The 26,004-nt window shown below is 59.8% G+C and carries 23 protein-coding genes and 1 pseudogene; 12 read left to right on the top strand and 12 right to left on the bottom strand.

What is annotated here, in order from left to right:
• Positions 1-93: 93 nt before the first annotated feature.
• Entirely contained in the window at positions 94-3,570 is a 3,477-nt protein-coding gene (locus BLR16_RS12540; protein ID WP_065349305.1) for a hybrid sensor histidine kinase/response regulator, read from the top strand.
• A gap of 71 nt (positions 3,571-3,641) precedes the next feature.
• Here BLR16_RS12540 and BLR16_RS12535 read toward each other — a convergent pair whose 3' ends face one another.
• On the bottom strand, positions 3,642-4,580 hold the full coding sequence (locus BLR16_RS12535) for an aspartyl/asparaginyl beta-hydroxylase domain-containing protein (protein ID WP_044310477.1): 939 nt from the start codon (positions 4,578-4,580) through the stop codon (positions 3,642-3,644).
• A gap of 174 nt (positions 4,581-4,754) precedes the next feature.
• Entirely contained in the window at positions 4,755-5,729 is a 975-nt protein-coding gene (gene cysK / locus BLR16_RS12530) for a cysteine synthase A (protein ID WP_003430906.1), read from the bottom strand.
• Positions 5,730-5,855: 126 nt separating this feature from the next.
• Here cysK and BLR16_RS12525 point away from each other — a divergent pair, with 126 nt between their 5' ends.
• Positions 5,856-6,923 carry a DUF748 domain-containing protein gene (locus tag BLR16_RS12525; protein WP_072365742.1) on the top strand — a complete coding sequence of 356 codons (1,068 nt, stop codon included), beginning with the start codon at positions 5,856-5,858 and terminating at the stop codon, positions 6,921-6,923.
• A gap of 64 nt (positions 6,924-6,987) precedes the next feature.
• Here the strand turns inward: BLR16_RS12525 and BLR16_RS12520 are convergent.
• Positions 6,988-7,209, bottom strand: a pseudogene (locus BLR16_RS12520) (DUF2442 domain-containing protein); the annotation flags it as partial.
• A 172-nt stretch (positions 7,210-7,381) separates the two neighbouring features.
• On the opposite strand from BLR16_RS12520, the gene BLR16_RS12515 reads away from it, so the two are divergent.
• Positions 7,382-8,227 (top strand): AAA family ATPase, encoded by an 846-nt coding sequence (locus tag BLR16_RS12515; protein WP_003368308.1) that lies wholly within the window; start codon positions 7,382-7,384, stop codon positions 8,225-8,227.
• A gap of 39 nt (positions 8,228-8,266) precedes the next feature.
• On the top strand, positions 8,267-9,445 hold the full coding sequence (locus tag BLR16_RS12510) for a vWA domain-containing protein (RefSeq protein ID WP_003368305.1): 1,179 nt from the start codon (positions 8,267-8,269) through the stop codon (positions 9,443-9,445).
• 57 nt (positions 9,446-9,502) lie between these two features.
• Here the strand turns inward: BLR16_RS12510 and BLR16_RS12505 are convergent, their stop codons facing one another.
• The 3 genes from BLR16_RS12505 to BLR16_RS12495 form a co-directional block, all read right to left on the bottom strand.
• Positions 9,503-10,027, bottom strand: coding sequence for a DUF2937 family protein (locus tag BLR16_RS12505; RefSeq protein WP_003368303.1), 525 nt, complete (start codon positions 10,025-10,027; stop codon positions 9,503-9,505).
• A gap of 46 nt (positions 10,028-10,073) precedes the next feature.
• On the bottom strand, positions 10,074-10,874 hold the full coding sequence (locus BLR16_RS12500) for a class II glutamine amidotransferase (RefSeq protein WP_003368302.1): 801 nt from the start codon (positions 10,872-10,874) through the stop codon (positions 10,074-10,076).
• A 76-nt stretch (positions 10,875-10,950) separates the two neighbouring features.
• Positions 10,951-11,427, bottom strand: coding sequence for a hypothetical protein (locus tag BLR16_RS12495; protein ID WP_003368300.1), 477 nt, complete (start codon positions 11,425-11,427; stop codon positions 10,951-10,953).
• A 132-nt stretch (positions 11,428-11,559) separates the two neighbouring features.
• On the opposite strand from BLR16_RS12495, the gene BLR16_RS12490 reads away from it, so the two are divergent.
• From BLR16_RS12490 to BLR16_RS12460, 7 genes are all read left to right on the top strand, one after another.
• Positions 11,560-13,620 carry a S9 family peptidase gene (locus tag BLR16_RS12490; protein ID WP_074807830.1) on the top strand — a complete coding sequence of 687 codons (2,061 nt, stop codon included), beginning with the start codon at positions 11,560-11,562 and terminating at the stop codon, positions 13,618-13,620.
• Positions 13,621-13,696: 76 nt separating this feature from the next.
• Positions 13,697-14,173 carry a cyclic nucleotide-binding domain-containing protein gene (locus BLR16_RS12485; RefSeq protein ID WP_003345583.1) on the top strand — a complete coding sequence of 159 codons (477 nt, stop codon included), beginning with the start codon at positions 13,697-13,699 and terminating at the stop codon, positions 14,171-14,173.
• 66 nt (positions 14,174-14,239) lie between these two features.
• Positions 14,240-14,614 (top strand): YajD family HNH nuclease, encoded by a 375-nt coding sequence (locus tag BLR16_RS12480; RefSeq protein ID WP_003317410.1) that lies wholly within the window; start codon positions 14,240-14,242, stop codon positions 14,612-14,614.
• A gap of 86 nt (positions 14,615-14,700) precedes the next feature.
• Positions 14,701-16,479 (top strand): copper resistance system multicopper oxidase, encoded by a 1,779-nt coding sequence (locus tag BLR16_RS12475; protein WP_074807827.1) that lies wholly within the window; start codon positions 14,701-14,703, stop codon positions 16,477-16,479.
• A gap of 8 nt (positions 16,480-16,487) precedes the next feature.
• On the top strand, positions 16,488-17,384 hold the full coding sequence (locus BLR16_RS12470; RefSeq protein WP_170846030.1) for a copper resistance protein B: 897 nt from the start codon (positions 16,488-16,490) through the stop codon (positions 17,382-17,384).
• Between the two features lie 66 nt (positions 17,385-17,450).
• Positions 17,451-17,951, top strand: coding sequence for an RNA methyltransferase (locus BLR16_RS12465; protein WP_003368283.1), 501 nt, complete (start codon positions 17,451-17,453; stop codon positions 17,949-17,951).
• 105 nt (positions 17,952-18,056) lie between these two features.
• Complete coding sequence (locus BLR16_RS12460; RefSeq protein ID WP_003368282.1) at positions 18,057-18,437, top strand: YgaP family membrane protein; 381 nt, start codon at positions 18,057-18,059, stop codon at positions 18,435-18,437.
• Between the two features lie 4 nt (positions 18,438-18,441).
• Here the strand turns inward: BLR16_RS12460 and BLR16_RS12455 are convergent, their stop codons facing one another.
• Positions 18,442-18,891 (bottom strand): YcgN family cysteine cluster protein, encoded by a 450-nt coding sequence (locus BLR16_RS12455; protein WP_003368281.1) that lies wholly within the window; start codon positions 18,889-18,891, stop codon positions 18,442-18,444.
• A gap of 210 nt (positions 18,892-19,101) precedes the next feature.
• Here BLR16_RS12455 and BLR16_RS12450 point away from each other — a divergent pair, with 210 nt between their 5' ends.
• Positions 19,102-19,695 (top strand): nitroreductase family protein, encoded by a 594-nt coding sequence (locus BLR16_RS12450; RefSeq protein ID WP_003317403.1) that lies wholly within the window; start codon positions 19,102-19,104, stop codon positions 19,693-19,695.
• A 66-nt stretch (positions 19,696-19,761) separates the two neighbouring features.
• On the opposite strand, the gene BLR16_RS12445 is transcribed toward BLR16_RS12450, so the two are convergent.
• The 5 genes from BLR16_RS12445 to BLR16_RS12425 form a co-directional block, all read right to left on the bottom strand.
• Positions 19,762-20,694 (bottom strand): D-2-hydroxyacid dehydrogenase, encoded by a 933-nt coding sequence (locus tag BLR16_RS12445; RefSeq protein ID WP_003368280.1) that lies wholly within the window; start codon positions 20,692-20,694, stop codon positions 19,762-19,764.
• Between the two features lie 70 nt (positions 20,695-20,764).
• A complete protein-coding gene (locus BLR16_RS12440; RefSeq protein ID WP_003317401.1) occupies positions 20,765-21,058 on the bottom strand; it encodes a YcgL domain-containing protein in 294 nt (97 codons plus the stop codon).
• On the bottom strand, positions 21,055-22,188 hold the full coding sequence (gene rnd / locus BLR16_RS12435; RefSeq protein ID WP_010432132.1) for a ribonuclease D: 1,134 nt from the start codon (positions 22,186-22,188) through the stop codon (positions 21,055-21,057). The genes BLR16_RS12440 and rnd overlap by 4 nt, the downstream gene beginning before the upstream one ends.
• Positions 22,189-22,377: 189 nt before the next feature.
• Positions 22,378-24,018 carry a phosphoethanolamine transferase gene (locus BLR16_RS12430; RefSeq protein WP_074807820.1) on the bottom strand — a complete coding sequence of 547 codons (1,641 nt, stop codon included), beginning with the start codon at positions 24,016-24,018 and terminating at the stop codon, positions 22,378-22,380.
• A gap of 232 nt (positions 24,019-24,250) precedes the next feature.
• Positions 24,251-25,942, bottom strand: coding sequence for an NAD-dependent malic enzyme (locus tag BLR16_RS12425; protein ID WP_044310488.1), 1,692 nt, complete (start codon positions 25,940-25,942; stop codon positions 24,251-24,253).
• Positions 25,943-26,004 lie beyond the last annotated feature (62 nt).

Raw genomic sequence — 26,004 nt, 5'->3', positions numbered from 1 at the left:
TGCGACACCGCGCCACGCTCGACCTTGGTCGACAAAGACGAAGCGCAGCCATCGTGCGAGACTGCGCGTTATCGATACGGTGTGGAATTTGATATGTCGCTGTCCAGCGGGCTGATTGCGGCCGTTGCCTTGTCCTATATGGCCATCATGTTTGCTATCGCCTTTTACGGCGACCGCTACAGCGCGTCGCTGCGCCCGACCATGCGCGCCTGGGTCTACAGCCTGTCGCTGGCGGTGTACTGCACCAGCTGGACGTTTTTCGGCGCAGTGGGTCAGGCCGCCGAGCAGTTGTGGTCGTTCCTGCCGATCTACCTGGGGCCCATCGTGCTGATGGTACTGGCACCCTGGGTGCTGCAAAAAATGGTGCTGATCAGCAAACAGGAAAACATCACCTCGATCGCCGACTTCATCGCGGCGCGCTATGGCAAATCCCAATCCCTCGCGGTCATGGTGGCGCTGATCTGCCTGATCGGCATGCTGCCGTACATCGCGCTGCAGCTCAAAGGCATCGTGCTGGGGGTGAATATCCTGATCGGTGCCGTGGCCGATTCCACCGGTATTCGTGCTCAGGACACCGCGCTGGTGGTGTCGCTGATTCTCGCGCTGTTCACCATCGTCTTCGGTGCGCGCAATCTGGATGTCACCGAACACCATCGCGGCATGGTGCTGGCCATTGCTTTCGAGGCGCTGGTCAAGCTGTTCGCCTTCATGGCAGTCGGGGTGTTCGTCACGTTCGGCCTGTACGACGGATTCGACGACCTGTTCAATCAGGCCAAACTGGCGCCACGCCTCGAGGAATACTGGAAAGACACGATCAACTGGCCGTCGATGTTCGTGCAGACCGGCGTGGCGATGATGGCGATTGTCTGCCTGCCCCGTCAGTTCCACGTGACGGTGGTCGAGAACATCGAGCCTCAGGACCTGAATCTCGCCAAATGGGTGTTCCCGGCCTATCTGGCGCTGGCTGCGCTGTTCGTGGTGCCGATTGCGCTGGCCGGACAAATGCTCCTACCCGGCTCCATGCTGCCCGACTCGTTCGTGATCAGCCTGCCGCTGGCGCACGCTCACCCGTCGCTGGCGCTGCTGGCCTTCATCGGCGGAGCATCGGCAGCAACCGGCATGGTGATCGTCGCCTGCGTGGCGCTGTCGACGATGATTTCCAACGACATGCTGCTGCCGTGGCTGTTGAGACGCAAAAACACCGAGCGGCCGTTCGAGGCGTTTCGTCACTGGATGCTTTCTGTCAGACGCATCAGCATCGTGATGATTCTCCTGCTGGCCTACGTCAGCTACCGGATGCTGGGGTCGACGGCCAGTCTGGCAACCATCGGCCAGATCGCCTTTGCCGCGATCACCCAGCTGGCTCCCGCCATGTTCGGTGCCTTGTACTGGAAGCAGGCCAATCGGCGTGGCGTATTTGCAGGCCTGGCGGCCGGTATCTTTATCTGGTTCTACACCCTTGTGCTACCGGTAGCGGCGCATGGCATGGGCTGGTCGCTGAGCACTTTCCCGCTGCTTTCCTGGCTGCACAGCAACCCGTTCGACCTGCCTATCTCGCCGATGACCCAGGGCGTGCTGCTGTCGATGGCCGGCAACTGTACGTTGTTCGCCTGGGTGTCGATGTTGTCGCGCACGCGAGTAGCCGAGCACTGGCAGGCGGGTCGTTTCATCGGCCAGGAAACCCAGGGACGCGACTTCAGCCGCCCCCTGCTCGCGGTGCAGATCGAGGACCTGCTGAGCCTGTCGGCACGCTTCGTTGGTGAGGACCGCGCGCGACAGAGTTTCATCCGCTTCGCCCACAGGCAGGGCAAGGGTTTCAACCCCGGCCTGAATGCCGATGGTGAATGGATCGCGCATACCGAGCGGCTGCTGGCCGGCGTGCTCGGCACCTCTTCGACCCGCGCCGTGGTCAAGGCCGCTATTGAAGGTCGCGACATGCAGTTGGAAGACGTTGTACGCATCGCCGACGAAGCCTCCGAAGTTCTGCAGTTCAACCGCGCGCTGCTGCAGGGTGCCATCGAAAACATTACCCAGGGCATCAGCGTGGTGGACCAGTCCTTGCGGCTGGTGGCCTGGAATCGTCGTTACCTGGAGCTGTTCAACTACCCCGAAGGCCTGATCGGCGTTGGCCGGCCGATTGCCGACATCATCCGTTACAACGCCGAGCGCGGACTCTGCGGACCGGGCGAGGCAGAGGTTCACGTTGCGCGGCGTCTGCACTGGATGCGCCAGGGCCGCGCTCATACCTCGGAGCGGTTGTTTCCCAATGGCCAGGTGATCGAACTGATTGGCAACCCGATGCCGGGCGGCGGATTCGTCATGAGTTTCACCGACATCACCGAGTTCCGCGCCGCCGAACACGCCCTCAAAGGCGTCAATGAAAGCCTTGAGCAGCGGGTAGCCGCACGTACCCACGAATTGTCCCAGCTCAACCAGGCGCTGACCGACGCCAAGGGCACCGCTGAAGCCGCCAACGAATCGAAAACCCGCTTCCTGGCCGCGGTGAGTCATGACCTGATGCAGCCGTTGAACGCTGCACGGCTGTTCTCCGCTGCGCTTTCACATCAGCAGGAGGGGATTTCCAGCGAAGCCCAGCAATTGGTTCGGCACCTGGACAGCTCGTTGCGCTCTGCCGAAGACCTGATCAGCGACCTGCTGGATATTTCCCGAATCGAAAACGGCAAGATCACCCCGGATCGTCAGCCGTTTCCGCTCAGCGCGCTGTTTGACACCCTGGGTGCCGAATTCAAGGCGCTGGCCCAGGAACAGGGTCTGAGCTTTCGTGTAAGGGGCAGTTCACTGCGCGTCGACAGTGATATCAAACTGTTGCGCCGGGTGCTGCAGAACTTTTTGACCAACGCTTTCCGCTATGCCAAAGGCCCTATTCTGCTGGGTGTCAGGCGCTACGGTGACAGCCTGAGCCTGGAAGTCTGGGACCGGGGGCCGGGCATTCCCGAAGACAAACGCAAGGTAATCTTCGAAGAATTCAAACGCCTCGACAGCCACAAGACTCACGCGGCCAAGGGGCTGGGTCTTGGGCTGGCGATTGCCGATGGTTTGTGCCGCATTCTCGAGCATCCTTTGCAGGTGCGCTCATGGACCGGCAAAGGCAGCGTGTTCAGCGTCCGGGTGCCGCTGGCCGCGCCTCAGGCGGCAGTCCCCGCAACACTGCCCGATGTCAGCCGCCCCGCGCTGAACGGCACACAGGTGCTGTGTGTCGACAACGAGGACAGCATCCTGATCGGTATGCACAGTCTGCTGTCACGCTGGGGCTGTCAGGTCTGGACCGCGCGCAATCGCCAGGAATGCGAAGCGTTGTTGAACAATGGCATCCGGCCGCAGATTGCTCTGGTGGATTACCACCTGGATGAGGGCGAAACCGGTACTGAACTCATGGCCTGGCTGCGCACCCGACTGGGTCAACCGGTACCGGGCGTGCTTATCAGTGCCGATGGGCGTGCAGAGTTGATCGCTCAGGTGCACGCGGCGGGGCTCGATTACCTGCCCAAGCCGGTCAAGCCTGCAGCGCTTCGCGCGCTGTTGAGCCGGCATGTGAGTCTGGACGGGTAACGGAATGCCGGTTGTTCGCAGAGGCTGCGAACAACCGGATCAGAGGGGGGAATAACCGGAAAGACTGTCGCTTAACCGAACAACCAGTAGCCCAGCAGCGTCAGTACCACGACGGCCAGAACAGGGCGCAGTACGCGGTAAGCCTTGGGGTTGGCGCGCTTGAACTGCTTGACCTTGCCACTGAAACCATCGCTGAAACGCTTGCTGAATGCATACGCCTGATTGATTCCGCCGACGCGCTCGTCGTCAAGGTTCTGCGGAGCGGTGGCGCGGCCCAGGAACGCGCTGACGCTGCGGTTCATACGGGTCATGAAGCGGTTGGTCAACGGACGCTCGACATCACAGAACAGAATTACACGGGTCTGGTCGGTCTCGTTCTTGACCCAGTGAACGTAGGTCTCATCGAACATGACGTCCTGACCGTCACGCCAGGCGTATTCCTTGCCATCGACGAAGATCCGGCAGTCATCGGAGTTGGGTGTCGACAGGCCCAGGTGATAACGCAGCGAGCCGGCGAACGGATCGCGGTGCGGATTGAGGTGACTGCCACCCGGCAGCAGCGCGAACATCGCGCCCTTGACGTTGGGAATGCTGTTGACCAGTTCAACGGTTTTCGGGCACAGCGCCTCGGCAGACGGCAGGGCCTTGTCGTACCACTTCAGGTAAAAGCGCTTCCAGCCCTTCTTGAAGAACGAGCCAAAACCGGCGTCGTTGTTTTTCTCCGCTGCACGAATATAGCCTTCGTCGAACAGGTGCATGGCTTCGTCGCGAATGGTTTCCCAGTTGTCCTTGAGGATGTCCAGCTCAGGGAATTTGCTGCGGTCCAGATAGGGCTCGGACGGGACGCGGGAAAACAGGTACATCAGTGCGTTGTACGGTGCGAACAATGCCGAATGGTTGACGAACTGCCGCAACAGAGGCAGTCGGGCCCGACCGCGCAAATGAACGTACAGCGTGCTGCCCAGAAACAGCATCAGGATCGATGCCTTGGCAACAAATGAAAGGGTCATGAAGCTCTCCTTGAAGCGGGCAGATAACGCCAAACGTCACGCGGGCAGTGCTGATGCATGATTCTGAATAATGACTGGAGCGCCGGTCGAACAACGCTCATCGTCCGGCAAGTCGTAGCTGGCCATCATAAACCCTTGCGTTGCCCGCATGAAGTACGCACTTGCGAAGATGTGTTACTGGGAAAGCTCCTGATCGGTAAACAGATCGCTGAACAGCATGCTCGACAGGTAACGTTCGCCGGAGTCCGGCAGGACCACCACGATCGTCTTGCCCTGCATCTCCGGTTTTTCAGCCAGACGAACGGCGGCCGCCATCGCCGCGCCGCAGGAAATACCACAGAGAATGCCCTCCTCCTGCATCAGACGCCGGGCCATGGCCTTGGACTCTTCATCGGTGACACGCTCTACCCGGTCGACAATCGACAGGTCGAGGTTTTTCGGGATGAAGCCGGCGCCGATGCCCTGAATCTTGTGCGGGCTGGGGGTGATCGTTTCACCGGCCATCGCCTGGGTGATGATCGGCGAACCGTCCGGCTCGACTGCGACCGACAGGATCGGTTTGCCTTCCGTGTGCTTGATATACCGGGAGATACCGGTGATAGTCCCGCCAGTCCCTACGCCTGCTACCAAGACGTCGATGGCACCGTCGGTGTCTGCCCAGATTTCCGGGCCGGTGGTTTTTTCATGGATGGCCGGGTTGGCCGGGTTCTCGAATTGCGCCGGCATGAAATATTTCTCGGGGTTGTCTGCCAGCAGTTCTTCGGCCTTGGCAATCGCACCTTTCATCCCCTTGGCCGCTTCGGTCAGCACCAGTTCTGCGCCCAGTGCCTTGAGTACCTTGCGACGTTCTATGCTCATGGAAGCGGGCATGGTGAGCATCAGTTTGTAGCCACGGGCAGCGGCAACGAAGGCCAGACCTATGCCGGTGTTGCCCGAGGTCGGTTCGACGATGGTCATGCCAGGCTTGAGCCTGCCGCTGCTTTCGGCGTCCCAGATCATATTGGCGCCGATACGGCATTTAACGGAATAACCCGGATTACGCCCTTCGATCTTGGCCAGAATGGTGACACCGCGCGGCGCGATACGGTTGATCTGCACCAACGGCGTATTACCGATGGAATGGGCGTTATCAGCGTAGATACGGCTCATGAGGGTGTCCTTGTGCACATCGGTTAAAGACCCAAAGCCTATGCCGCCAACTGTGGGGCGTCCAGTCTGACCGAACGGATGACGGCGCGAGCAGTCAATCCTTCATTGAAACAGGAGACTCATGTCATGAAACGTCGCTACAGCTGGCCGCTATGGACCCTGGCCGCTCTGGTAGTCCTGCTGATCGCTGTCAATATCGCCCTGCCGTATCTGGTGCGTGACTATCTGAACGACAAACTGGCCGACATGGGTGATTACCGGGGCGAGATCACCGATGTGGACCTGGCACTGTGGCGAGGGGCGTACCGGATCAAGGGGCTGAAGATCGTCAAGACCGACGGCAAGGTCCCGGTGCCCTTTTTCGACGCACCGATGATCGAACTGGCTGTCAGCTGGCATTCACTTTGGTATGACCACGCAGTGGTCGCGAAAGCCCTCTTCACCGGCCCGCAGATCAACTTCGTGGACGGCGGCAGCAAGCAGGACTCGCAGACCGGTCAGGGCACCGACTGGCGTACCGAGATGGACAAGCTGCTGCCCATCACCCTCAACGAATTGCGCATCGATAACGGGCGCATCACCTTCAATAACTTCAACTCAACGCCCAAAGTAAAAATCGAGGCGGATCAGGTCAATGCCAGCATCTATAACCTGACCAACGTGGTCGACGTGGAAGGCAATCGCGATGCCGAGTTCAAGGGCAAGGCACGTCTGCTGGGCCATGCCGATCTGGAGAGCTCAGCCAGATTCGATCCGTTCAGCAACTTTGAAGACTTCGACTTCAAACTGCGCGCCACCGGCATCCAGCTCAAGAAACTCAACGATTTCTCGTCGGCCTACGGCAAGTTCGATTTCAACGCCGGCGATGGCGATGTGGTGATTGAAGCGCAGGCCGACAAAGGCCAGCTCAAGGGCTATATAAAGCCGCTGCTGCGCAACGTGGACGTGTTCAACTGGCAGCAGGATGTCGAAAACAAGGACAAGGGTGTTTTCCGCTCGATCTGGGAAGCGCTGGTCGGAACCAGCGAAACCGTGTTGAAAAACCAGCGGGAAAACCAGTTCGCCACACGCGTCGACCTCAGCGGCAGCGTTCATCAGCAGGACATCAGCGGCTTTCAGGCGTTTCTGCAGATCCTGCGCAATGCTTTCGTGCAGGCATTCAATGCGCGCTATGAGAGCAGCAAGGGGTCTTAGCAGTTTTTTCAGGCGCGCCAACGATGAAAAATCGTACGTTTTCATCAGGGACAGCGTTGACTTAACTGTCGGAAAACAAAGTATCCGCGCTTGTCTGGATGTCCAGTTCAGGCCATTCGACGCTCCAGCCATGGTCGCCCAACTGTGCCTGGGCGAACGCGTCATCGGCTATCAGTGGACGCAGGCCGGGGAAGGTCTGCACATCGGAGCTCATGTCGAAGGTGTGTTGCTGATCATCTATCAACGTCAACGCCAGCCGGTGGCAGGCCAATACTTGAACATCCTTAAAGCAGCGTTACAATTTCGACCCGGTCACTGGGTGACGCCCCATTCAAGAACTGAATGAGGCGTCTTCGTTCACAGCCATCGGGCCGCCACGTTATAGTCAGGGCATTGCTTGCCCTATTACGGCGCGCGTGCCGACCGGTTACGCGCACCCACGCGAAAAGGATGGATCAATGAAGTTCGAAGGTACGCCGGCCTACGTTGCCACTGACGATCTCAAGCTGGCGGTCAACGCGGCCATCACGCTGGAGCGTCCACTGTTGGTCAAGGGCGAGCCCGGCACCGGCAAGACCATGCTCGCCGAACAACTGGCCGAGTCCTTCGGCGCGAAACTGATTACCTGGCATATCAAGTCCACGACCAAGGCCCATCAAGGCCTGTACGAGTACGATGCGGTGAGCCGTCTGCGCGACTCGCAACTGGGCGTCGACAAGGTCCACGACGTACGCAATTACCTGAAGAAGGGCAAGCTCTGGGAGGCCTTCGAGTCTGACGAGCGGGCGATTTTGCTGATCGACGAGATCGACAAGGCCGATATCGAATTCCCCAACGACCTGTTGCAGGAACTCGACAAGATGGAGTTCTACGTTTACGAGACGAATGAAACCATCAAAGCCAGGCATCGACCGATCATCATCATTACCTCCAACAACGAGAAGGAGTTGCCGGATGCCTTTCTGCGTCGCTGCTTCTTCCACTACATCGCCTTCCCGGATCGGGCCACGCTGCAACGCATCGTCGATGTGCATTACCCGGACATCAAGAAAGACCTGGTGAGCGAAGCGCTGGACGTATTCTTTGACGTGCGCAAGGTGCCGGGGCTGAAGAAGAAGCCCTCCACCTCCGAGCTGGTCGACTGGCTGAAGCTGCTGATGGCCGACAACATCGGTGAAGCCGTGCTGCGCGAACGCGACCCGACCAAGGCGATTCCGCCATTGGCCGGCGCGCTGGTCAAGAACGAGCAGGACGTGCATCTGCTGGAACGTCTGGCGTTCATGAGCCGTCGCGGCAATCGCTGATCGTGTCTATCCAACCTGCCATGTAAAAGGGCGACAGCCATGCTGCTCAACCTGTTCAACGAAATGCGCGCGGCCAAGGTGCCGGTGTCTCTGCGTGAACTGCTGGACCTGATCAATGCGCTTAAACAGCGGGTCGTGTTCGCCGACATCGATGAGTTCTACTTTCTGGCGCGCACGATTCTGGTCAAGGACGAGCGCCATTTCGACAAGTTCGACCGGGCCTTCGGTGCTTATTTCAACGGCCTGGAAAACCTCGACGAGCATTTGCAGGCGCTGATCCCGGAAGACTGGCTGCGCAAAGAGTTCGAGCGTTCGCTGACGGACGAGGAACGCGCGCAGATTCAATCGCTGGGCGGCCTCGACAAGCTGATCGAAGAGTTCAAGAAACGCCTGGAAGAACAGAAGGAACGCCATGCCGGTGGCAACAAATGGATCGGCACCGGTGGCACCAGCCCGTTCGGCTCGGGCGGCTACAACCCGGAAGGCATCCGCGTCGGCGATGCAGGCGAGCGCAAAGGCAAGGCCGTCAAAGTCTGGGACCAGCGCGAATATAAAAACCTGGACGATCAGGTTGAGCTGGGGACGCGCAATATCAAGGTGGCCCTGCGCCGCCTGCGCAAGTTCGCTCGTCAGGGCGCTGCGGATGAACTGGACATCGACAGCACCATCGATCACACCGCACGCGATGCGGGCCTGCTGAACATTCAGATGCGTCCGGAGCGGCGCAACACCATCAAGTTATTGCTGCTGTTCGACATCGGCGGCTCGATGGATTCACACATCAAGGTCTGTGAAGAGCTGTTCTCCGCATGCAAGACCGAGTTCAAGCACATGGAGTATTTCTACTTCCATAACTTCATTTACGAATCGGTGTGGAAGAACAACCAGCGCAGAAACTCGGAGCGGACCGCCACCCAGGACCTGCTGCACAAGTATGGCGAGGACTACAAAGTGATTTTCATCGGCGACGCCTCGATGGCGCCCTATGAAATCACCCAGCCCGGCGGCAGCGTCGAACACTGGAATGAAGAGCCAGGCTATGTGTGGATGCAGCGCTTCATGGCCAAATTCAAGAAGATCATCTGGATCAATCCCTATCCGAAAGATGCCTGGGACTACACCACCTCGACGCATGTTGTGCGTGATTTGATCGAGGGTCAGATGTATCCGCTGACCCTTAGCGGTCTGGAAGAAGGCATGCGCTACCTGGCGAAGTGAAGGCGGCGGGCGCGCGACCATAGCGACGCCCGCTCTGCTTGTCACAACGGCCTGCAGTCAACTCCTGTGGCGTTCGAACTGCGGCTTGCGTCGTCCGCCGTGGATCACCCAGCCGAGCAACAGCACGAAGCTTTCGATCACCAGCGCCAGCAGCAATGCACTGATAATGCCCCAGGCAATGACCTCGGGGGCCAGCAGAACCTGCCACGTATAACCGTTGAAGGTTTCGCGACGGATATCCGGATCGGAAGAAGTGGCCACGAACAAGGCTTTGGAATACCAAGGCCCCTGAAGCCCGAGCCACTGACGCTCAAGGATGTGGGTGCGGTTCATCAGGGTGTCGATAGTGTCCGCATCGCTGCGAAAAACCGGGTCCTCACTGCTGCGATAATGCTGGATCAGCGCCTGAATATCGCCCTTGAAGAACTGCTGCGCAGTGGCGGTATAGCCCTTGACGGATTGCTGCGCCTCAATCAGATGCGCTTCGACACGCTTGCTGTAGTCACTGATGAAACCGGGAATCTGTACCCCGAACAGCAGGCCCATGGTGAACAGGACCAATCGCAGATAACTTCGCAGCATCAATATCCCTCTTCTTTTTTATCCAGTAAGCCGATGGGCCGGTGTCTCAGGGCCTGGTCGTTTCAGTGACGGTGTCGACCGAGCCCTGCGCCACGCACTCGCCCTTGCGCCACAGGCTCCACTGGCCCGGCTCATAGCGGTTCCAGTTTTCGTTCTCGGTCAAGGGTTCGGTCGCGATGACCGTGACCACGTCGTGCGGCGTCGTTTCAGCCTGAAAATCGACAATCACGTCGACATCTTTCAACCTCGCCGGACCGAATGGGGCACGGCGGGTGATCTGAACCAGTTTGGTACTGCAAAAGCAAAACAGCCAGTCACCGTCGCTCAACAGACAGTTGAACACGCCTTTGCTGCGATATTCGGCACACGCCTGGATCAGAGAAGGCAGCAATTCCTCGACTTCGACCGGTTCGGGAAAGGCTTCGCGGACGCGATTGAGCAGGTCGCAGAATGCCGCTTCGCTGTCGGTATCGCCCACCGGCCGATAAAAGGTAACGCCCGGGGTGAAATCCGCCAACTGACCATTATGGGCAAAGCACCAGTTACGGCCCCAGAGTTCACGCACGAAAGGATGGGTATTGGACAGGCAGACCTTGCCGACGTTGGCCTGACGAATATGGCCAATCACGACTTCGCTTTTGATGGGATAGCGCTGCACCAGTTGTGCGACTTCCGATTCGCTGCTGGCTGCCGGGTCCTGAAACAGGCGCAGGCCGCGGCCCTCGTAGAAGGCAATGCCCCAGCCATCGCGATGCGGACCGGTGCGGCCGCCCCGCTGCATCAGCCCGGTAAAGCTGAAGACTATGTCGGTCGGGACATTGGCGCTCATGCCCAGTAGTTCACACATGCTCAGGTTCTCGCTTCAAGACGTTTTGCAGCAGGTCACGCGCCGCTGCTAACGGCGCTTGCCAACGAAGCGGGAGCTACAGCCGCGGCTCGACCCGTGCAGCCCTGGTCGGCGGAAGGGGCGCAGCGTTTCTGCGAGCGTAGTGATCGTCTTCGGCAAACGGTTCGTCAGCAGGGTCGGTATCCACAGGCTGGGCCGCAGCCTTGGGTTGGCGAGCCTTGCGGCTGCGCTCGATCGGCCAGCGGATCAGCACGAACAGCAGGTACGCGGCGAAGGCGAACATGCCGTACATGGCAAGGTCCGACACGGCGGTCCAGACATTGCTGCCGACCTTGAACATCAGGTCGAGCGCGGTGATCGCCACGGCTGGTGCCATCGCGTCCTTGGCAGGGTCGACCATGGTCGGCGTAAACAGCAGCACCGCGACCGCCACCAGCAACGGCTCCTTGAGATACCGCCACATCCAGCGGGTCATCAGAAACCATACCAGCAGGCAACCCAACGCGGCGAAGGCGTAGACGCTCCAGGCGATCAGATAGTCGTTTTCGGTCATGACGTCCGTGGTAAGCCAGGTAAAGAGGCGCTTATGATAACGGCTTTTGCCTGACGCGGCTTGCCTCGCTGCAGTATTCGGTTCAGCGTGTACCGATATTTTCCTGATTGATGCCTTAACAGAGAGCCCAGCATGTCCTTCTCGAATGCAACCTCCAGCGCCCCGAGCGCTCGCAAGGCCGACGGTTCCGACCCCTACGCCTGGCTGCAGAACCGCGACACTGACGAAGTGCTCGACTACCTCAAGGCCGAAAACGCCTGGCAGGAGCAGCAACTGGCAGAGCAGGCCGGACTGCGCGATAGCCTGTTTGAAGAGATCAAGGGCCGTATCCTCGAAACCGACCTGTCGCTGCCCTCCCCCTGGGGGCCGTACCTTTATTACACCCGCACCACACAAGGCGACGAATACGCCCGGCACTACCGCTGCCCGCGCCCGGCCGACGACAGCAACACGGTGGATGAAAACGCTGAGGAGCTGTTGCTCGACCCCAACGAGATGGCCGATGGCGGCTTTTTCTCACTGGGCGCGTTCAGCATCAGCCCGGATCACCAGCGTCTGGCCTACAGCCTGGACACCAGTGGCGACGAGATATACGAGCTGTACGTCAAAGAGCTGAGCACCGGTCAGATCAGCAGCCTGCCTTTCGAAAATTGCGACGGCAGCATGACCTGGGCCAACGACAGTCAGACCCTGTTTTTCGGCGAGCTGGACGAAACCCATCGTCCGGGCAAGCTGCATCGCCATACCCTGGGCACGTCATCAGCCGAGCTGGTGTTCGACGAGCCGGACGGCAGATTCTTCCTGCATTGCTTCCGCAGCAGCTCAGAGCGCCAACTGATCATTCTGCTCAACAGCAAAACCACCAGCGAAGCCTGGGTGCTGGACGCCGATCATCCGCAACAGGCCTTCACCTGCCTCGCGCCACGCAGCGAAGGCCACGAATACTATCCGGACCACGGGCTGCTCAATGGCGTCTGGACCTGGTTCATCCGCAGCAATCAGAGCGGCATCAACTTCGCGCTGTATCACGCTGCGCAACAAGCCAGTGATGTACCGGGGCGCGAGGACTGGCAGACACTGGTCGCGCACGACGACCAGGTCATGCTCGAAGGCGTCAGCCTCAACGCCAAAGGCATCAGTCTGAGCCTGCGCGAGGGCGGCCTGCCGATCATCGAAGTGCGTCCGCAGGCCCTGCCGACTTATCGCGTGCAGCTGCCTGACGCCGCGTACAGCCTGTACGTGCAGGACACGCTGGAATTCGACAGCGACAAGATTCGCTTGCGCTACCAGTCGCTGAACCGTCCGGCCCAGGTACGCCAATTGACCTTGGCCAGCGGCGAGCAGGCAGTGCTCAAGGAAACCCCGGTACTGGGCACCTTCGACGCCGATGCCTACGTCAGCCAGCGTTTGTGGGCCACGGCCAGCGATGGCACCCAGGTGCCGATCAGCCTGGTGGTCAAGCGCGAACTGGCCGGACAGGCCACCCCGCTGTATCTGTACGGCTACGGCGCCTATGGCGAGAGCCTCGACCCGTGGTTTTCCCACGCCCGTCTGAGCCTGCTCGACCGTGGCGTGGCGTTCGCCATTGCTCATGTGCGCGGCGGCGGCGAGCTGGGCGAAGCCTGGTATCGCAACGGCAAGCAGGAACACAAACAGAACACCTTCGGTGATTTCATTGCCTGCGCCGAACACCTTGTTGCCCAGGGGTTGACCAGCGCTGAACAACTGGTGATCAGCGGTGGCAGCGCCGGTGGCCTGCTGATCGGTGCGGTGCTCAACCAGCGGCCCGAGCTGTTCAAGGCAGCGATTGCCGAAGTGCCGTTCGTCGATGTGCTGAACACCATGCTCGACCCGGACCTGCCGCTGACCGTCACCGAATACGACGAATGGGGCAACCCGCAGGAGCCCGAGGTCTACGCGCGTATCAAGGCTTACGCGCCCTACGAAAACGTCACGGCCCAGGCCTACCCGGCCATGCTGGTCATCGCCGGTTATAACGACAGCCGCGTGCAGTATTGGGAAGCCGCCAAGTGGGTCGCGAAGTTGCGCGCCACCAAGACCGACGACAATCCGCTGCTGCTCAAGACCGAACTGGGTGCCGGACACGGAGGCATGAGCGGTCGCTATCAGGGCTTGCGTGACGTGGCGCTGGAATACGCGTTTATCTTCAAGGTATTGCAGATCGCTGAATGAACTTGGTGTGAAACACCTGTCTTACTAAGATAGGGGGCAGCGGAGTTGCCCCTTTGTCAGGATTACCAGACCTCACATGTCAGAACCACTGTCCAACCTGAACAACGCCATACGCGACATGCTGCTGGATTGCGGCCTGTTCGACACACTGCTGCCGGGTGATTTCTTTACCGTAGCGGGCTATTTCAGCATTACCGATATCGATAAAGGCGAGACCATCTTCGCCGAGGGCGATGCCGGAACCTTCATGTGCATCATCCATCAGGGCACCGTGTCTGTGCAGAAGCTTGCTGCAGACGGTCAACAGGTGGAAATCGCCGTTCTGCGGCGCGGACGCGCCTTCGGAGAAATGGCGGTGCTGGATGGCGAGCGCCGCTCGGCCAGTTGTATCGCAGCCACCAGTTGCCAGCTATTGAACCTGGGCCGTGATTCGCTGGACAAGATGCTCGAGGACGCGCCGAAAATCGCCGCCAAGATCATTCGCGCCCTGGCCATCTCGTTGTCCAAGCGCCTGCGCATGGTCGATGGTCAATTACTCTCCCAGCAGGTGTGAGTTTGCCCATCTGGCGCTAAACTTGCCGACATTCCGCTTTCAATGCGCACACGCACAGGTGACACCATGAGCACGGCCAATCCTCCTTCCCATACTGCCAAGCTGGACCGCATCCTGGCCGACGCCCAGCGCGACCGCGAGATGGGCTACCGCGACAAGGCGCTGCGCATGTACCCGCACGTTTGCGGCCGCTGCGCGCGCGAGTTCGCAGGTAAACGCCTCAGCGAACTGACCGTACACCACCGCGACCACAACCATGACAACAACCCGCAGGACGGCTCCAACTGGGAGCTGCTGTGCCTGTATTGCCACGACAACGAGCACTCGCGCTACACCGATCAGCAGTACTTCGCCGATGGCTCCCTGGGCAGTCCGAAAACCGCCAAGGCGACCCACAACCCGTTCGCTGCACTGGCCGGACTGATGAAAAAGGACGAGTGACCTCGGTACCTTCAACGCCCCGCGCTCCCCCGCCCTACCCGCACTTCTCCTGGCCTGCGGCCACCCGACCGACCGGATATTTCGCCATGCCCACCCGAACCTCAAGACGAACCTTTGTGAAAGGGCTGGCCGCCAGTGGCCTGCTCAGCGGCCTCGGGCTATGGCGCAGTCCGGCGTGGGCGGTGACCAATCCGGGTCAGCCCAACGGGTTGTCCGGCACTGAGTTCGATCTGTATATCGGCGAAACCCAGGTCAACATCACCGGCAGCGCCAGGACCGCGCAGACCATCAACGGCGGCATTCCTGGCCCGCTGCTGCGCTGGCGCGAAGGCGACACCGTGACCCTGAGGGTCAAGAACCGGCTCGACGAAGCCACATCCATCCATTGGCACGGCATCATCCTGCCGGCCAACATGGACGGCGTGCCAGGGTTGAGCTTTGACGGCATCGCGCCGGATGGCCTGTATGTCTACCGCTTCAAGGTCAGGCAGCACGGCACCTACTGGTATCACAGCCACTCCGGCTTCCAGGAACAGTCGGGGGTCTACGGGCCACTGGTGATCGACGCGAAAGAGCCGGAGCCGTTCGAATATGATCGCGAACACGTGATCATGCTCAGCGACTGGACCGACGAAAAGCCGGTCCAGCTGATGAAAACGCTCAAGAAACAGTCCGATTACTACAACAATAACCAGCGCACCGTCGGCGACTTCATCAACGATGTGGGTGAAAAGGGCTGGAGCGAGACCACCAGGGATCGCTGGATGTGGGCGAAGATGAGAATGGACCCGACCGATCTCGCGGATGTCAGCGGCGCAACCTACACCTACCTGATGAACGGTCAGGCGCCGAACATGAACTGGACCGGGCTGTTCAAGCCTGGCGAGCGGATCCGACTGCGGCTGATCAACGGCTCGGCAATGACGTACTTCGACGTGCGTATTCCGGGCCTGAAGATGACCGTGGTGGCCAGCGACGGCCAGCACGTCAAGCCGGTGACTGTCGATGAGTTGCGCATCGCAGTGGCGGAGACTTTCGACGTGATTGTCGAACCGGCGGAAGGTGCCTATACCCTGTTCGCCCAGTCGATGGACCGCACCGGTTATGCCCGCGGCACCCTGGCCAGCAGGCCCGGCCTGCAGGCTGTCGTTCCGCCCCTCGATCCACGCCCGCTGTTGAGCATGGATGATATGGGCATGGCGGGCATGGATCATGGCAGCATGAACCACGCCGCAGCCCCGACAACGCACGACATGTCAGGCATGGACCACAGCAAGATGGGGCACGACGCGATGCCCGCAATGGACCACACGCAGATGCCGGCCTCGAAAACGCCGGGCCCGCGATCGCACCCCGCGAGCGAAAACAATAACCCGCTGGTCGACATGCAAGCCATGAGCACCTCGCCCAAGCTCGACGATCCGGGCATCGGCCTGAGGGGCAATGGCCGTAGAGTCCTGACCTACGCTGATCTGCACAGCACCTTCGAAGACCCGGACGGTCGTGAGCCAAGCCGCACGATCGAGCTGCACCTGACCGGGCATATGGAAAAATACGCCTGGTCGTTCGACGGTGTGAAGTTCTCGGACGCCAAACCGCTGATGCTCAAATACGGTGAGCGGGTGCGTGTCGTGCTGGTCAACGACACGATGATGACCCACCCCATCCATCTGCATGGCATGTGGAGCGACCTCGAAGACGAAAACGGCCGGTTCATGGTGCGTAAACACACCATCGACATGCCACCGGGATCACGCCGCAGCTATCGGGTGACCGCCGATGCGCTGGGCCGTTGGGCTTATCACTGTCACATGCTGTACCACATGGAAATGGGCATGTTCCGCGAAGTGCGGGTTGAAGAATGAGGACCTTGATGTTGAGCAGAACGCTGAATTCGCCCCGCCTGCCGATGCTGTTGCTGGCTGCCGGGCTGACCGCTGCACCGTGGACCTTGAGCATGGCCGCGGGGATGGAAGGCATGGACCACGGCAGCCATGCGATGCATATGGATGCCAGCGACAGCGAGGACGCGTCCTCGACGCAGTCTGCGCCCGCCCAGAGCCGAACCCCGATCCCGCCGATCACCGATGCGGACCGGGCTGCGGTGTACACCAGCCACGCCGGCCATCAGGTCCATGACAGCGCCATTAACAGTTACTTTCTGGCCGACAAGCTGGAATGGCAGGACGCCAATGACGGCAGCGCGCTGGCCTGGGACCTGTCCGGCTGGATCGGCGGTGATATCGACCGCCTGCTGTTGCGCTCCGAAGGCGAGCGAACCAACGGCAAGACCGAAGAAGCGGAAATCCAGGCGTTGTGGGGCCACTCGATCAGCCCATGGTGGGACGTGGTCGCCGGTGCACGTCAGGATTTCAAACCGGGCGCGCCGCAAACCTGGGCCGCCTTCGGCCTGCAGGGCCAAGCCATTTCGGATCTGGATATCGAGGCCACCGCGTTCATCGGTGAAGCCGGGCAGACCGCCGCTCGCCTGGAGGCCGACTACGACCTCCAACTGACCAACAATCTGGTGCTGCAGCCCACCGCGGAGCTGAACTTCTACGGCAAGAACGACCCGCAACGCGGCAATGGTTCGGGCCTGTCGACCAGCGAGTTCGGCCTCAGGCTGCGCTACGAAATCACCCCGCAATTCGCACCTTATGTCGGCGTGAGCTGGGACCGCTCCTACGGCAAGACGGCCGATTACGCGCGCGAGGACGACGAGGACACCCATTACGCGCGACTGGTGGTCGGCGTGCGCATGTGGTTCTGAACACAGTCAATGGCATTGCTCTGAGGCTGCCGTATAATCCCCGGTTTTCTTCAGAGCACCCTCCCCGTGGCCAACAAACGGTACGCCTGCATCGGTCTTTACAACCCCAAGTCCCCGGAAAACGTCGGCTCCGTGATGCGTGCGGCCGGCTGTTACGGCGTGGCGTCGGTGTTCTATACCGGTAAACGCTATGAGCGCGCGCGGGACTTCATCACCGACACCAAGAAAATCCATCAGGACATCCCGCTGATCGGCATCGAAGACCTCAAAAGCATTCTGCCGCTGGGTTGCATCCCGGTGGCCGTCGAATTGGTCGAAGGCGCCCGCGCACTGCCCGAATACACGCACCCTGATCGCGCGCTGTATATCTTCGGCCCGGAAGATGGCTCGCTGGATCAGGAGATTCGCGACTGGTGTGAAGACGTGGTCTATATCCCGACCGAGGGCTGCATGAATCTGGCGGCGACCGTCAACGTCGTCCTCTACGACCGCATGGCCAAAGGTATCAATACCCGTTCGGGCCCGCAGTTCGGTCGCGAGAAAATTGATCCGGCCAGTGACCGCTGACGGAAAAGCATTGAACCTGTGTCGCGCGCGGGCAGTCAGTTTCTCTGAATCGAGCAACTGCTTCCAATTTGCCAACTCCGACCTACTACCTCATGGAGAGCCATCATGCGCGACACCCCGATCATCGAACGCATCGACACACCTGAACTGCTTCAACGCAACCCCGAGCAGAATGTACAGGGCTGGGAGCGCATCGGCTCACTGGCTGGCGGCGTACTGCTGATGGGTAAAGGCGTCCGTCGTGGCGGCTTTCTGGGCCTGATTCAACTGGCCATCGGCGGCGCGGCACTGGCTCGCGGTATCAGTGGTCACTGCTCGGCGAAAAGCCTGATGGAAAAAGGCCGCAGCGATCTGCAAAGCGCACGCTCGACCATCGAACGTGCAGGCGCAGAACTGAACACCCTCAAGGACGACGCTGAAAATGCCGTGAAGACGGCGGCTGTCAAAGGCGTGGAAGCGTTGACCGAGCCAAAGCCGGTCATTTAAGCATTCAACCTGCGCGAAAAATCAGGTAATCCTCCCAGTCGTCTTCGGCCACATTGTTCTCGCTGAGCATGCGGCCTGACTGGGAGATGCGTTCGTGATGCACGGCCGTGCGATCACCACACACCAGATGGTGCCAGAGCGGCAAATCCTTGCCCTCGCTGACCAGACGATAGCCGCAGGTCGGCGGCAGCCACTTGAACTCATCTGCCTGACCAGGCGTTAGCTGAATGCAATCGGGCACCGAGGCACGACGGTTTGCGTAGTCGGAGCACTGGCAGGTTTTCAGATCCAGCAGCTTGCAGGCAATTCGCGTGTAATAAACCGCGTTGTCTTCCTCGTCCTCAAGCTTCTGCAGGCAGCACAGGCCACAGCCGTCGCACAACGACTCCCACTCCTGGGTATCGAGCTGGTCAAGGGTCTTGCGAATCCAAAAGGGTTCAACTTTAGCGGCCATGGTTCGGACAACGGTATCGATAATGAAAAGGCCGCCAGTCTAGAGGTACGCGCGGTGCGGGCCAAGCACTTGCGACTGCCGGTAGCCGGGACTTGTCAGCGACGGGGCAAAACAGTAGCGTTAACGGGTTTTCAGTGCGTTCAAGCGATGCCTGCCGACCACGGCCCATCAAGCCACGCTCGTTTTCAACCTTCGCTATCAAGGACTTTCATGAGCACGAACCCTCGCATCGCCGATCACCCTATCGACCCGCAATTCACCGAGCGCTGGTCGCCACGTGCCTTCAGTGGCGAGAGCATCGACCAGGAAACCCTGCTGAGCTTTTTCGAAGCCGCACGCTGGGCACCCTCGGCGTATAACTCGCAGCCTTGGCGCTTTCTCTATGCACGTCGCGATACGCCAAACTGGGAGCGTTATCTGGGCCTGCTGAACGAGTTCAACCGCAGCTGGGCGCAACACGCGGCGGCCTTGGTGATCGTCATTTCCAAGACCACCTTCGTCGCCCCCGGCGCAAGCGAAGAGAGCCCGGCGCTATGGCACACCTTCGACACGGGTTCGGCATGGGGTTACCTGGCACTGCAGGCCAGCCTGAGCGGCTGGCACACCCACGGCATGGCCGGTTTCGATCAGGATCTGACCCGCAAGGAACTGAATATTCCCGAGGGCTACGCTGTGCACGCGGCCATCGCGATCGGCAAGCTGGGTGACAAGTCGACCCTGCCGGACTACCTGCAAGGCCGCGAAGTGCCAAGCCCGCGCAAGCCGCTGGCAGAACTGGCCGCCGAAGGTGATTTTTCGCTGTAACTGACTGGTTGCAGTAATCGATGCCTGCGAGCCGGCGCCTGAAACGTCGGCTCGTTGGCAAGGGCGTCAGTAACCTCGCGAAAAATCGACCTCGCCGCGCAGCGCTTCTCCTGCCTGGAAAGCTTGCAGGTTATGGACGAAAAGCTCGGTCATGGCCACGGGCGAGGTAGGCGCCGAGCTGTGACCGGTCAACAGCAGACCGTAGGCAGTCCAGAACGGATGCCGCTGCGGCAAAGGCTCCTGACGGCAGACGTCAATCACCGCGCCAGCCAGATGCCCTTCCTTCAACGCCTCGACCAGATCCGCATCGACAACCGCCACGCCGCGCCCGACGTTGATGAACAGCGCCGTGGGCTTGAAGCTGGCGAACAGCTTGGCATCGTACAGGTCGTGCGTCTCGGGCGTGTTGGGCAGCAGGTTGATGACGTAATCCATCTCGCCGAGCAGACGCGTCATGTCTGACAACGCCGTCACTTCGATGAACGGTTCCTGTGCGCGCGCACTGGAAGCCACACCGTACACCTGCACACCGAACGGCAAGAGGAACTCGGCAACCCGCTGACCGATATCACCGGCACCGACGATCAATGCCTTGCGGCCCGACAGGCTCTGCCCGGTCCGGTTGTCCCACTTGCGTTCGACCTGGCTCATCAGGCGCGCCAGCACCTCGCGCTCATGGCCAAGCATGTAGGTCAAAACGAATTCGGCCATGACCTGACCGAAAATCCCGACTGCACGGGTCAGGCGATATTCCCGCGACAGGCTGTCAGCCAGCAGCGGTGTGATGCCCGCCCAGGTGGATTGCAGCCACTGCGGCTTGTGCCCCTGCCGCAACAGGTTGGCCATCAGGTCCGGCTGTCCCAGCCAGACCGGGCAGTCGCTGGCCATGCGCGACAGCTCGGCAGAATCGCCAGTGCTGAAAACTTCCAGATCAGGCGCAGCCTTGCGCAACAATTGGGTGTAAACGTGGTAATCGTGCTCGGCAATCAGAACGCGCATGTTTCAAAAACCTTAAAAACAGGACAGGCAACCCACGTCGATGTGGGCTGCTTTACAACGTGGGCAACGATTACATGGGATCGTTGCGGCGCAGCAGCTCTTCGGGCAGGTGCTCGATGTAATCGTCTTCAGCCGGCGGCATCTGCAAGTGATAGCCCTGGCTGTCAAGGTTCTCAAGCACCACATTGATATCTTCACGCGACAGCGCCCGCTCGGGGCTCAGCACCAGATCGAATGCATGAACCGGCTTGCCGAACGCCACCATCAGCTCTGGAGGCACACGCTTGAGAACGTCGCTCTTCAGGACGTAAAGGTACATCTCGTTTCTTTTCGGGCTGCGATAAATCGAGCAGATGCGCTTCAAGACGGTTCTCCGGGGGTGGCCAGGCTGTCCAGCAGCGCCTGACCCATCAACTCGCGACGCCAGCCACGCAGCGAGTCGGGTAATTGGTAAGGACCGTCGGGGTAGCCGCTCTTGAGCAGGGCTTCGAGGGTCTTCTTGCGCAGCATCAGCTCCGGGGCCATGTCCAGTTGCTCGGCATACTGCTGACCGATTGCACGCAGACGCTTGATCGACCCGGCGGCATCGATGGGCAGTGGCTCGGGCAACGCAGGTGGCCACTCTTCTGGAGGCAGCACGCTCGCGGTCTTGATCAGCTCGAGCAGAAACTCGCCGTCATGGCGGACCGTACGCGGGTGCATGTCTTCGATCCGCGCCAGCGCGCCGAGGTTGTCCGGCTGGGTCTTGGCCAATGGCCAGAGCGAGTGCTCGCGCACGATACGGTTGCGCGGCAGGTTGCGGGCACGCGCCTCGCGCTCACGCCAGGCACACAGCTCGCGCAGCACCGCCAGCTGGGCACGGGACAACTTCCAGGCCAGCTTGGCGTCGCGATACACCTCGTACGGGTCCACCTCACGGCGCAGGTTGGCGACCAGTTCAGCGCCGTCGTCCAGCAGCCAGGCGTATTTGTCGTCGGACAAGCGCGGGCGCAGGATGGTGAACAGCTCGGCCAGGTGCACGGCATCTTCGGCCGCGTAGCTGATCTGCGTTTCCGACAGCGGACGCTGCAGCCAGTCGGAGCGGGTTTCGCCCTTGGGCAGGTCGATGTCGAGGACCTCCTGCACCAGACGCGAGTAGCCCATGGAAAAACCGAGGTTCAGGTAGGCAGCTGCCAATTGGGTATCGAACAGCGGAACCGGCAGGCTGCCGGTCAGGCGCAGCAATACCTCGAGGTCTTCGCTGCACGCATGCACCACTTTGATGACGTCGGGGTTTTCGAGCAACGCAGACAGCGGCCGCCAGTCGTTGATCAGCAATGGATCAATCAGCCAGGCGCTCTGCCCGTCGCCGATCTGCAGCAGCGCAGCGATCGGATAAAAAGTGTCGACCCGCATGAACTCGGTGTCGAGCGCCACGAAAGGCAGTGACTGCCATTGTGCGCAATGCCGGGCGAGGCTGTCGTCGTCGCGAATCCAGTGAATATCGATGGCCACACGGCTCTCCCTTCAACAATGGCGCGCAGTATATATCGTCATGGGAGATTATCGCGCGTCTGTCGTCCGGGTCTGGCGCATCTTCATGCAAATGAAGGACAGGAGGAGCTATTGCCTCACAGACACGCTGCCAATGATCGCCCCCACGGCTTGAGAGGACGATCAATACCCGGCACGCCGCGCATGTCGTTACTTGTCGGTGGTCGCCAACTCGCTGCGGCATGCGGCAAACATATCGAGACTGGGGTCATAGACCTTGGTATCGACTTTCAGCAGACCGAGCATGGAATGGAAAAGATTGTCCTGGCTCAACGGTGCATTGCGCTGTTTGGCCAGACACTCCGGCGTAACGGCAAAGGACTTCTGATAGGTATCGGACAACCAGACCATCATCGGCACATGCTTTTGCTGATCAGGCGCCAGCACATAAGGCGTGCCATGCAGGAACAGATTATATTCGCCCAGAGATTCGCCATGATCCGACAGGTACACCATGGCGGTATCGACCTTGTTTTGATTGGTGCGCAGAAGATCAATCAGCGTGGACAATACATGGTCGGTGTACAGCAACGTATTGTCGTACCCATTGACGATGCTGTCCCGGCTGCAATTGTTCAGCGCATTGCTTTCACACACCGGGGTAAACGTTTCAAAGTCTTTCGGGTAACGTTTGTAGTATTCAGGACCGTGGCTGCCCATCTGATGCAGAACAAGCACCGTGTCCTTGTCGAGGCCGTCGATAAAGGCCTGCAGGTTTTGCAAGAGTATCTCGTCCCGGCATTCATGGTTGTTGCACAACAGCGGGTCCTTGAGATTGCTCACGTCCTGGAAGGTCACTCGATCACAGGTGCCCTTGCAGCCCGCTTGATTGTCACGCCATATCACGTCTATACCCGCGCGCTTCAGTACGTCCAGCAAGCCTTCCTGATTACGCGCCTGGGTAGCGTTGTAGTTCTTGCGTCCCATATTGGAAAACATGCAAGGCACCGATACTGCGGTTTCGGTACCGCAGGAATACACATCGGTAAACGCCACCAGTCCGCTTTCCTTGTTCAGGTTGGGCGTGGTGTTACGACCGTAGCCAAGGACTCCGAAGTTCTCGGCCCGGGCACTTTCGCCGACCACCAGCACGGTCAATGATTTGCGGGCGTGCGTGGCCCAGTCCGCAGAACGCTTGGCGTCCTCGCCGATCTTGACGAAGGGACGCCTGGCGGAGATCACCTGCTCACTCAGGTAGCCCAGCGACGCACCAATGTAATTGCTTGGCACTACCATCAGGCGCAATTCATGGTGGTTGCGGAACAACGACGACAAGCCCTGGTAATTGGCCAGTGCAATGGCGCCGATTGCCACGCAGCACGCCACCGTCACCAACAGTTTGCTGAACAATTCGAGGTGCCAGCGACGGTAGCTGATCGGCAGTTTCCAGAGTATCAGCGAAGGCACTATGCCCAGCAGAAGGATATACAAAGCCAGTTTTAAAGACAGCAGCCCCTGCACTTCCGTGACGTTGGTTTCGGCGAAGTTTCGAAACATGCCCGCGTCGATCATGACCCCGTATTCGGTCATGAAATAAACCACCCCCGCGCTGATCATAAACAGACTGATCAACACCGGTTTAAGCACACGACGAAATGCCAACAGCGTCAACACGATATTGAACACGCAGAAAATCATCAAGCCAAACGCAAAGCGCATGGCCAACCCTTTGCTATCGGCGCTGGTAATCGAGAAAAGATGCTGCCAAAGATTGATATTGAAACCCAGTAACAGAAACGCACTGGCAAGTAGGGTTACAACCTCTGGACGAACAGTTCTGGGTGTCGGCATCGTGGTCTGCTTATCGAATTAATATGCATCGGGCATTCAGGAGCCAGTGAACACTCCGATGGCGCGCACTGTAGGCAGCGCATCATCAATTTTATGTGAAAAAGGTGAGAGGATTGGGTTGAATGAAGCTTATTTCACTGTAAAGAAACTCATTGCAGCGTTACTGCATTTGCAGAGCAGCGTGTCTCCGCAAGCAAGCTTGCGGAGACGTCATCCTCGCAGATACGCCCGATCAGACCGAGCGGCGGCGATAGGCCCGGTAGCCCGGCAACCAGAAATTACGCTCGATGGCCTCAAGCAGCGCCTCTTCGGTGGTTTCCAGCGCCAGCCCTTCGGCTTGCGCTTCCTTGGCCACAGCCAGGGCGATCCTGCGGCTGACCTGCTGGATTTCCTTGAGCGGCGGCAACACCGCATCGCCCTTCCCTGTCACCATCGGCGAGCACTCGGCCAGCGCATTGGACGCCGCCATGAGCATCCGGTCGGTGATGCGCGATGCCTTGCAGGCCACTACGCCGAGGCCGATGCCCGGAAAGATGTAGGAGTTGTTGCACTGCGCGATGTGTACCGTGCGGCCGTTGATCTCCACTGGCGCAAACGGACTGCCGGTGGCCACCAGCGCATTACCGTCGGTCCAGCGCAGGATTTCTTCCGGAGTGGCTTCTACCTTGGAAGTCGGATTGGACAGCGGCATTACCAAGGGTTTGGCGCAATGCTTGTGTAATTCGCGAATCACCTGCTCGGTGAACAGACCCCGTTGCCCGGACACACCGATCATTACGGTGGCCCCGGCGTGGGTGACCACGTCGAGCAACTGCGGGAAGGCTTCGGAGCCGGCAGTCCAGCCAGATACGTCGGCAGTCTTTTGCGCCAGTCGCTTCTGGAAGTCGAGCAGGTTATCCATGCCTTCGGTCAACAGGCCGAAACGATCGACCATGAAGATACGTTTGCGCGCTTCGCTTTCGCTCAGGCCTTCGATGCGCATCGCTGCGATGATGTGCTCGGCGATCCCGCAGCCTGCCGAACCGGCACCGACAAACACCACCTTCTGCTGGCCGAGGGTTTCATTCTTGGCCTTGCAGGCCGCCAGCAACGTACCCACGGCAACCGACGCGGTGCCCTGGATGTCATCGTTGAAGCAGCACAGCTCGTCCCGATACTTTTCGAGCAGCGGCATGGCGTTGGACTGGGCGAAATCTTCGAACTGCAACAGCACGTCCGGCCAGCGACGCTGCACCGCGTCGATGAACAGCGCGATGAAGTCTTCGTATTCCTTGCCCGATACCCGCTCGTGACGCCAGCCCATGTACATCGGGTCGTCCAGCAGCTCACGGTTGTTGGTGCCGACATCCAGCACGATCGGCAGCGTGTACGCCGGGCTGATCCCGCCACAAGCGGTGTACAGCGACAGTTTGCCGATCGGAATGCCCATGCCGCCGATGCCTTGATCACCCAGACCGAGAATTCGCTCGCTGTCGGTCACGACGATGATTTTGATCCGGTCCTTGGTCGCGCTGCGCAAAATATCATCGATGCGGTCGCGCTCAGGGTAGGAAATGAACAGGCCGCGATGCGTGCGGTAGATCTTGGAAAACTCCTGACAGGCCTGCCCCACCGTCGGCGTGTAGATGATCGGCAGCATTTCGTCCAGGTGGGAGTCGAGCAGACGGAAAAACAGGGTTTCGTTGTTGTCCTGGATCGAGCGCAGGTAGATATGCTTGTCCAGGTCGCTCGCACACTGTTTGTACTGGCTGTAGACCCGGGTGACTTGCTCTTCGATCGTCTCCACGTTCTGCGGCAGGAGCCCGATCAGATTGAATTCGACCCGCTCTTGCGGGGTAAAGGCACTGCCTTTGTTCAGCAGGGGCATTTCCAGCAGTGAAGGTCCTGCGTAGGAAATGTACAAAGGTCGCGAAGTTTTGGTCATTTTCTCTAATCGCCTTTTTCGTCTACTCATTAATTCTTTACGTCGACCGGGGCGGGCAGCCT

The organism is Pseudomonas sp. BS3767 (genome assembly GCF_900099665.1).
Taxonomy (GTDB): Bacteria; Pseudomonadota; Gammaproteobacteria; order Pseudomonadales; family Pseudomonadaceae; genus Aquipseudomonas; species Aquipseudomonas cerasi.
This window is presented reverse-complemented; position numbering and strand designations above follow the sequence as displayed.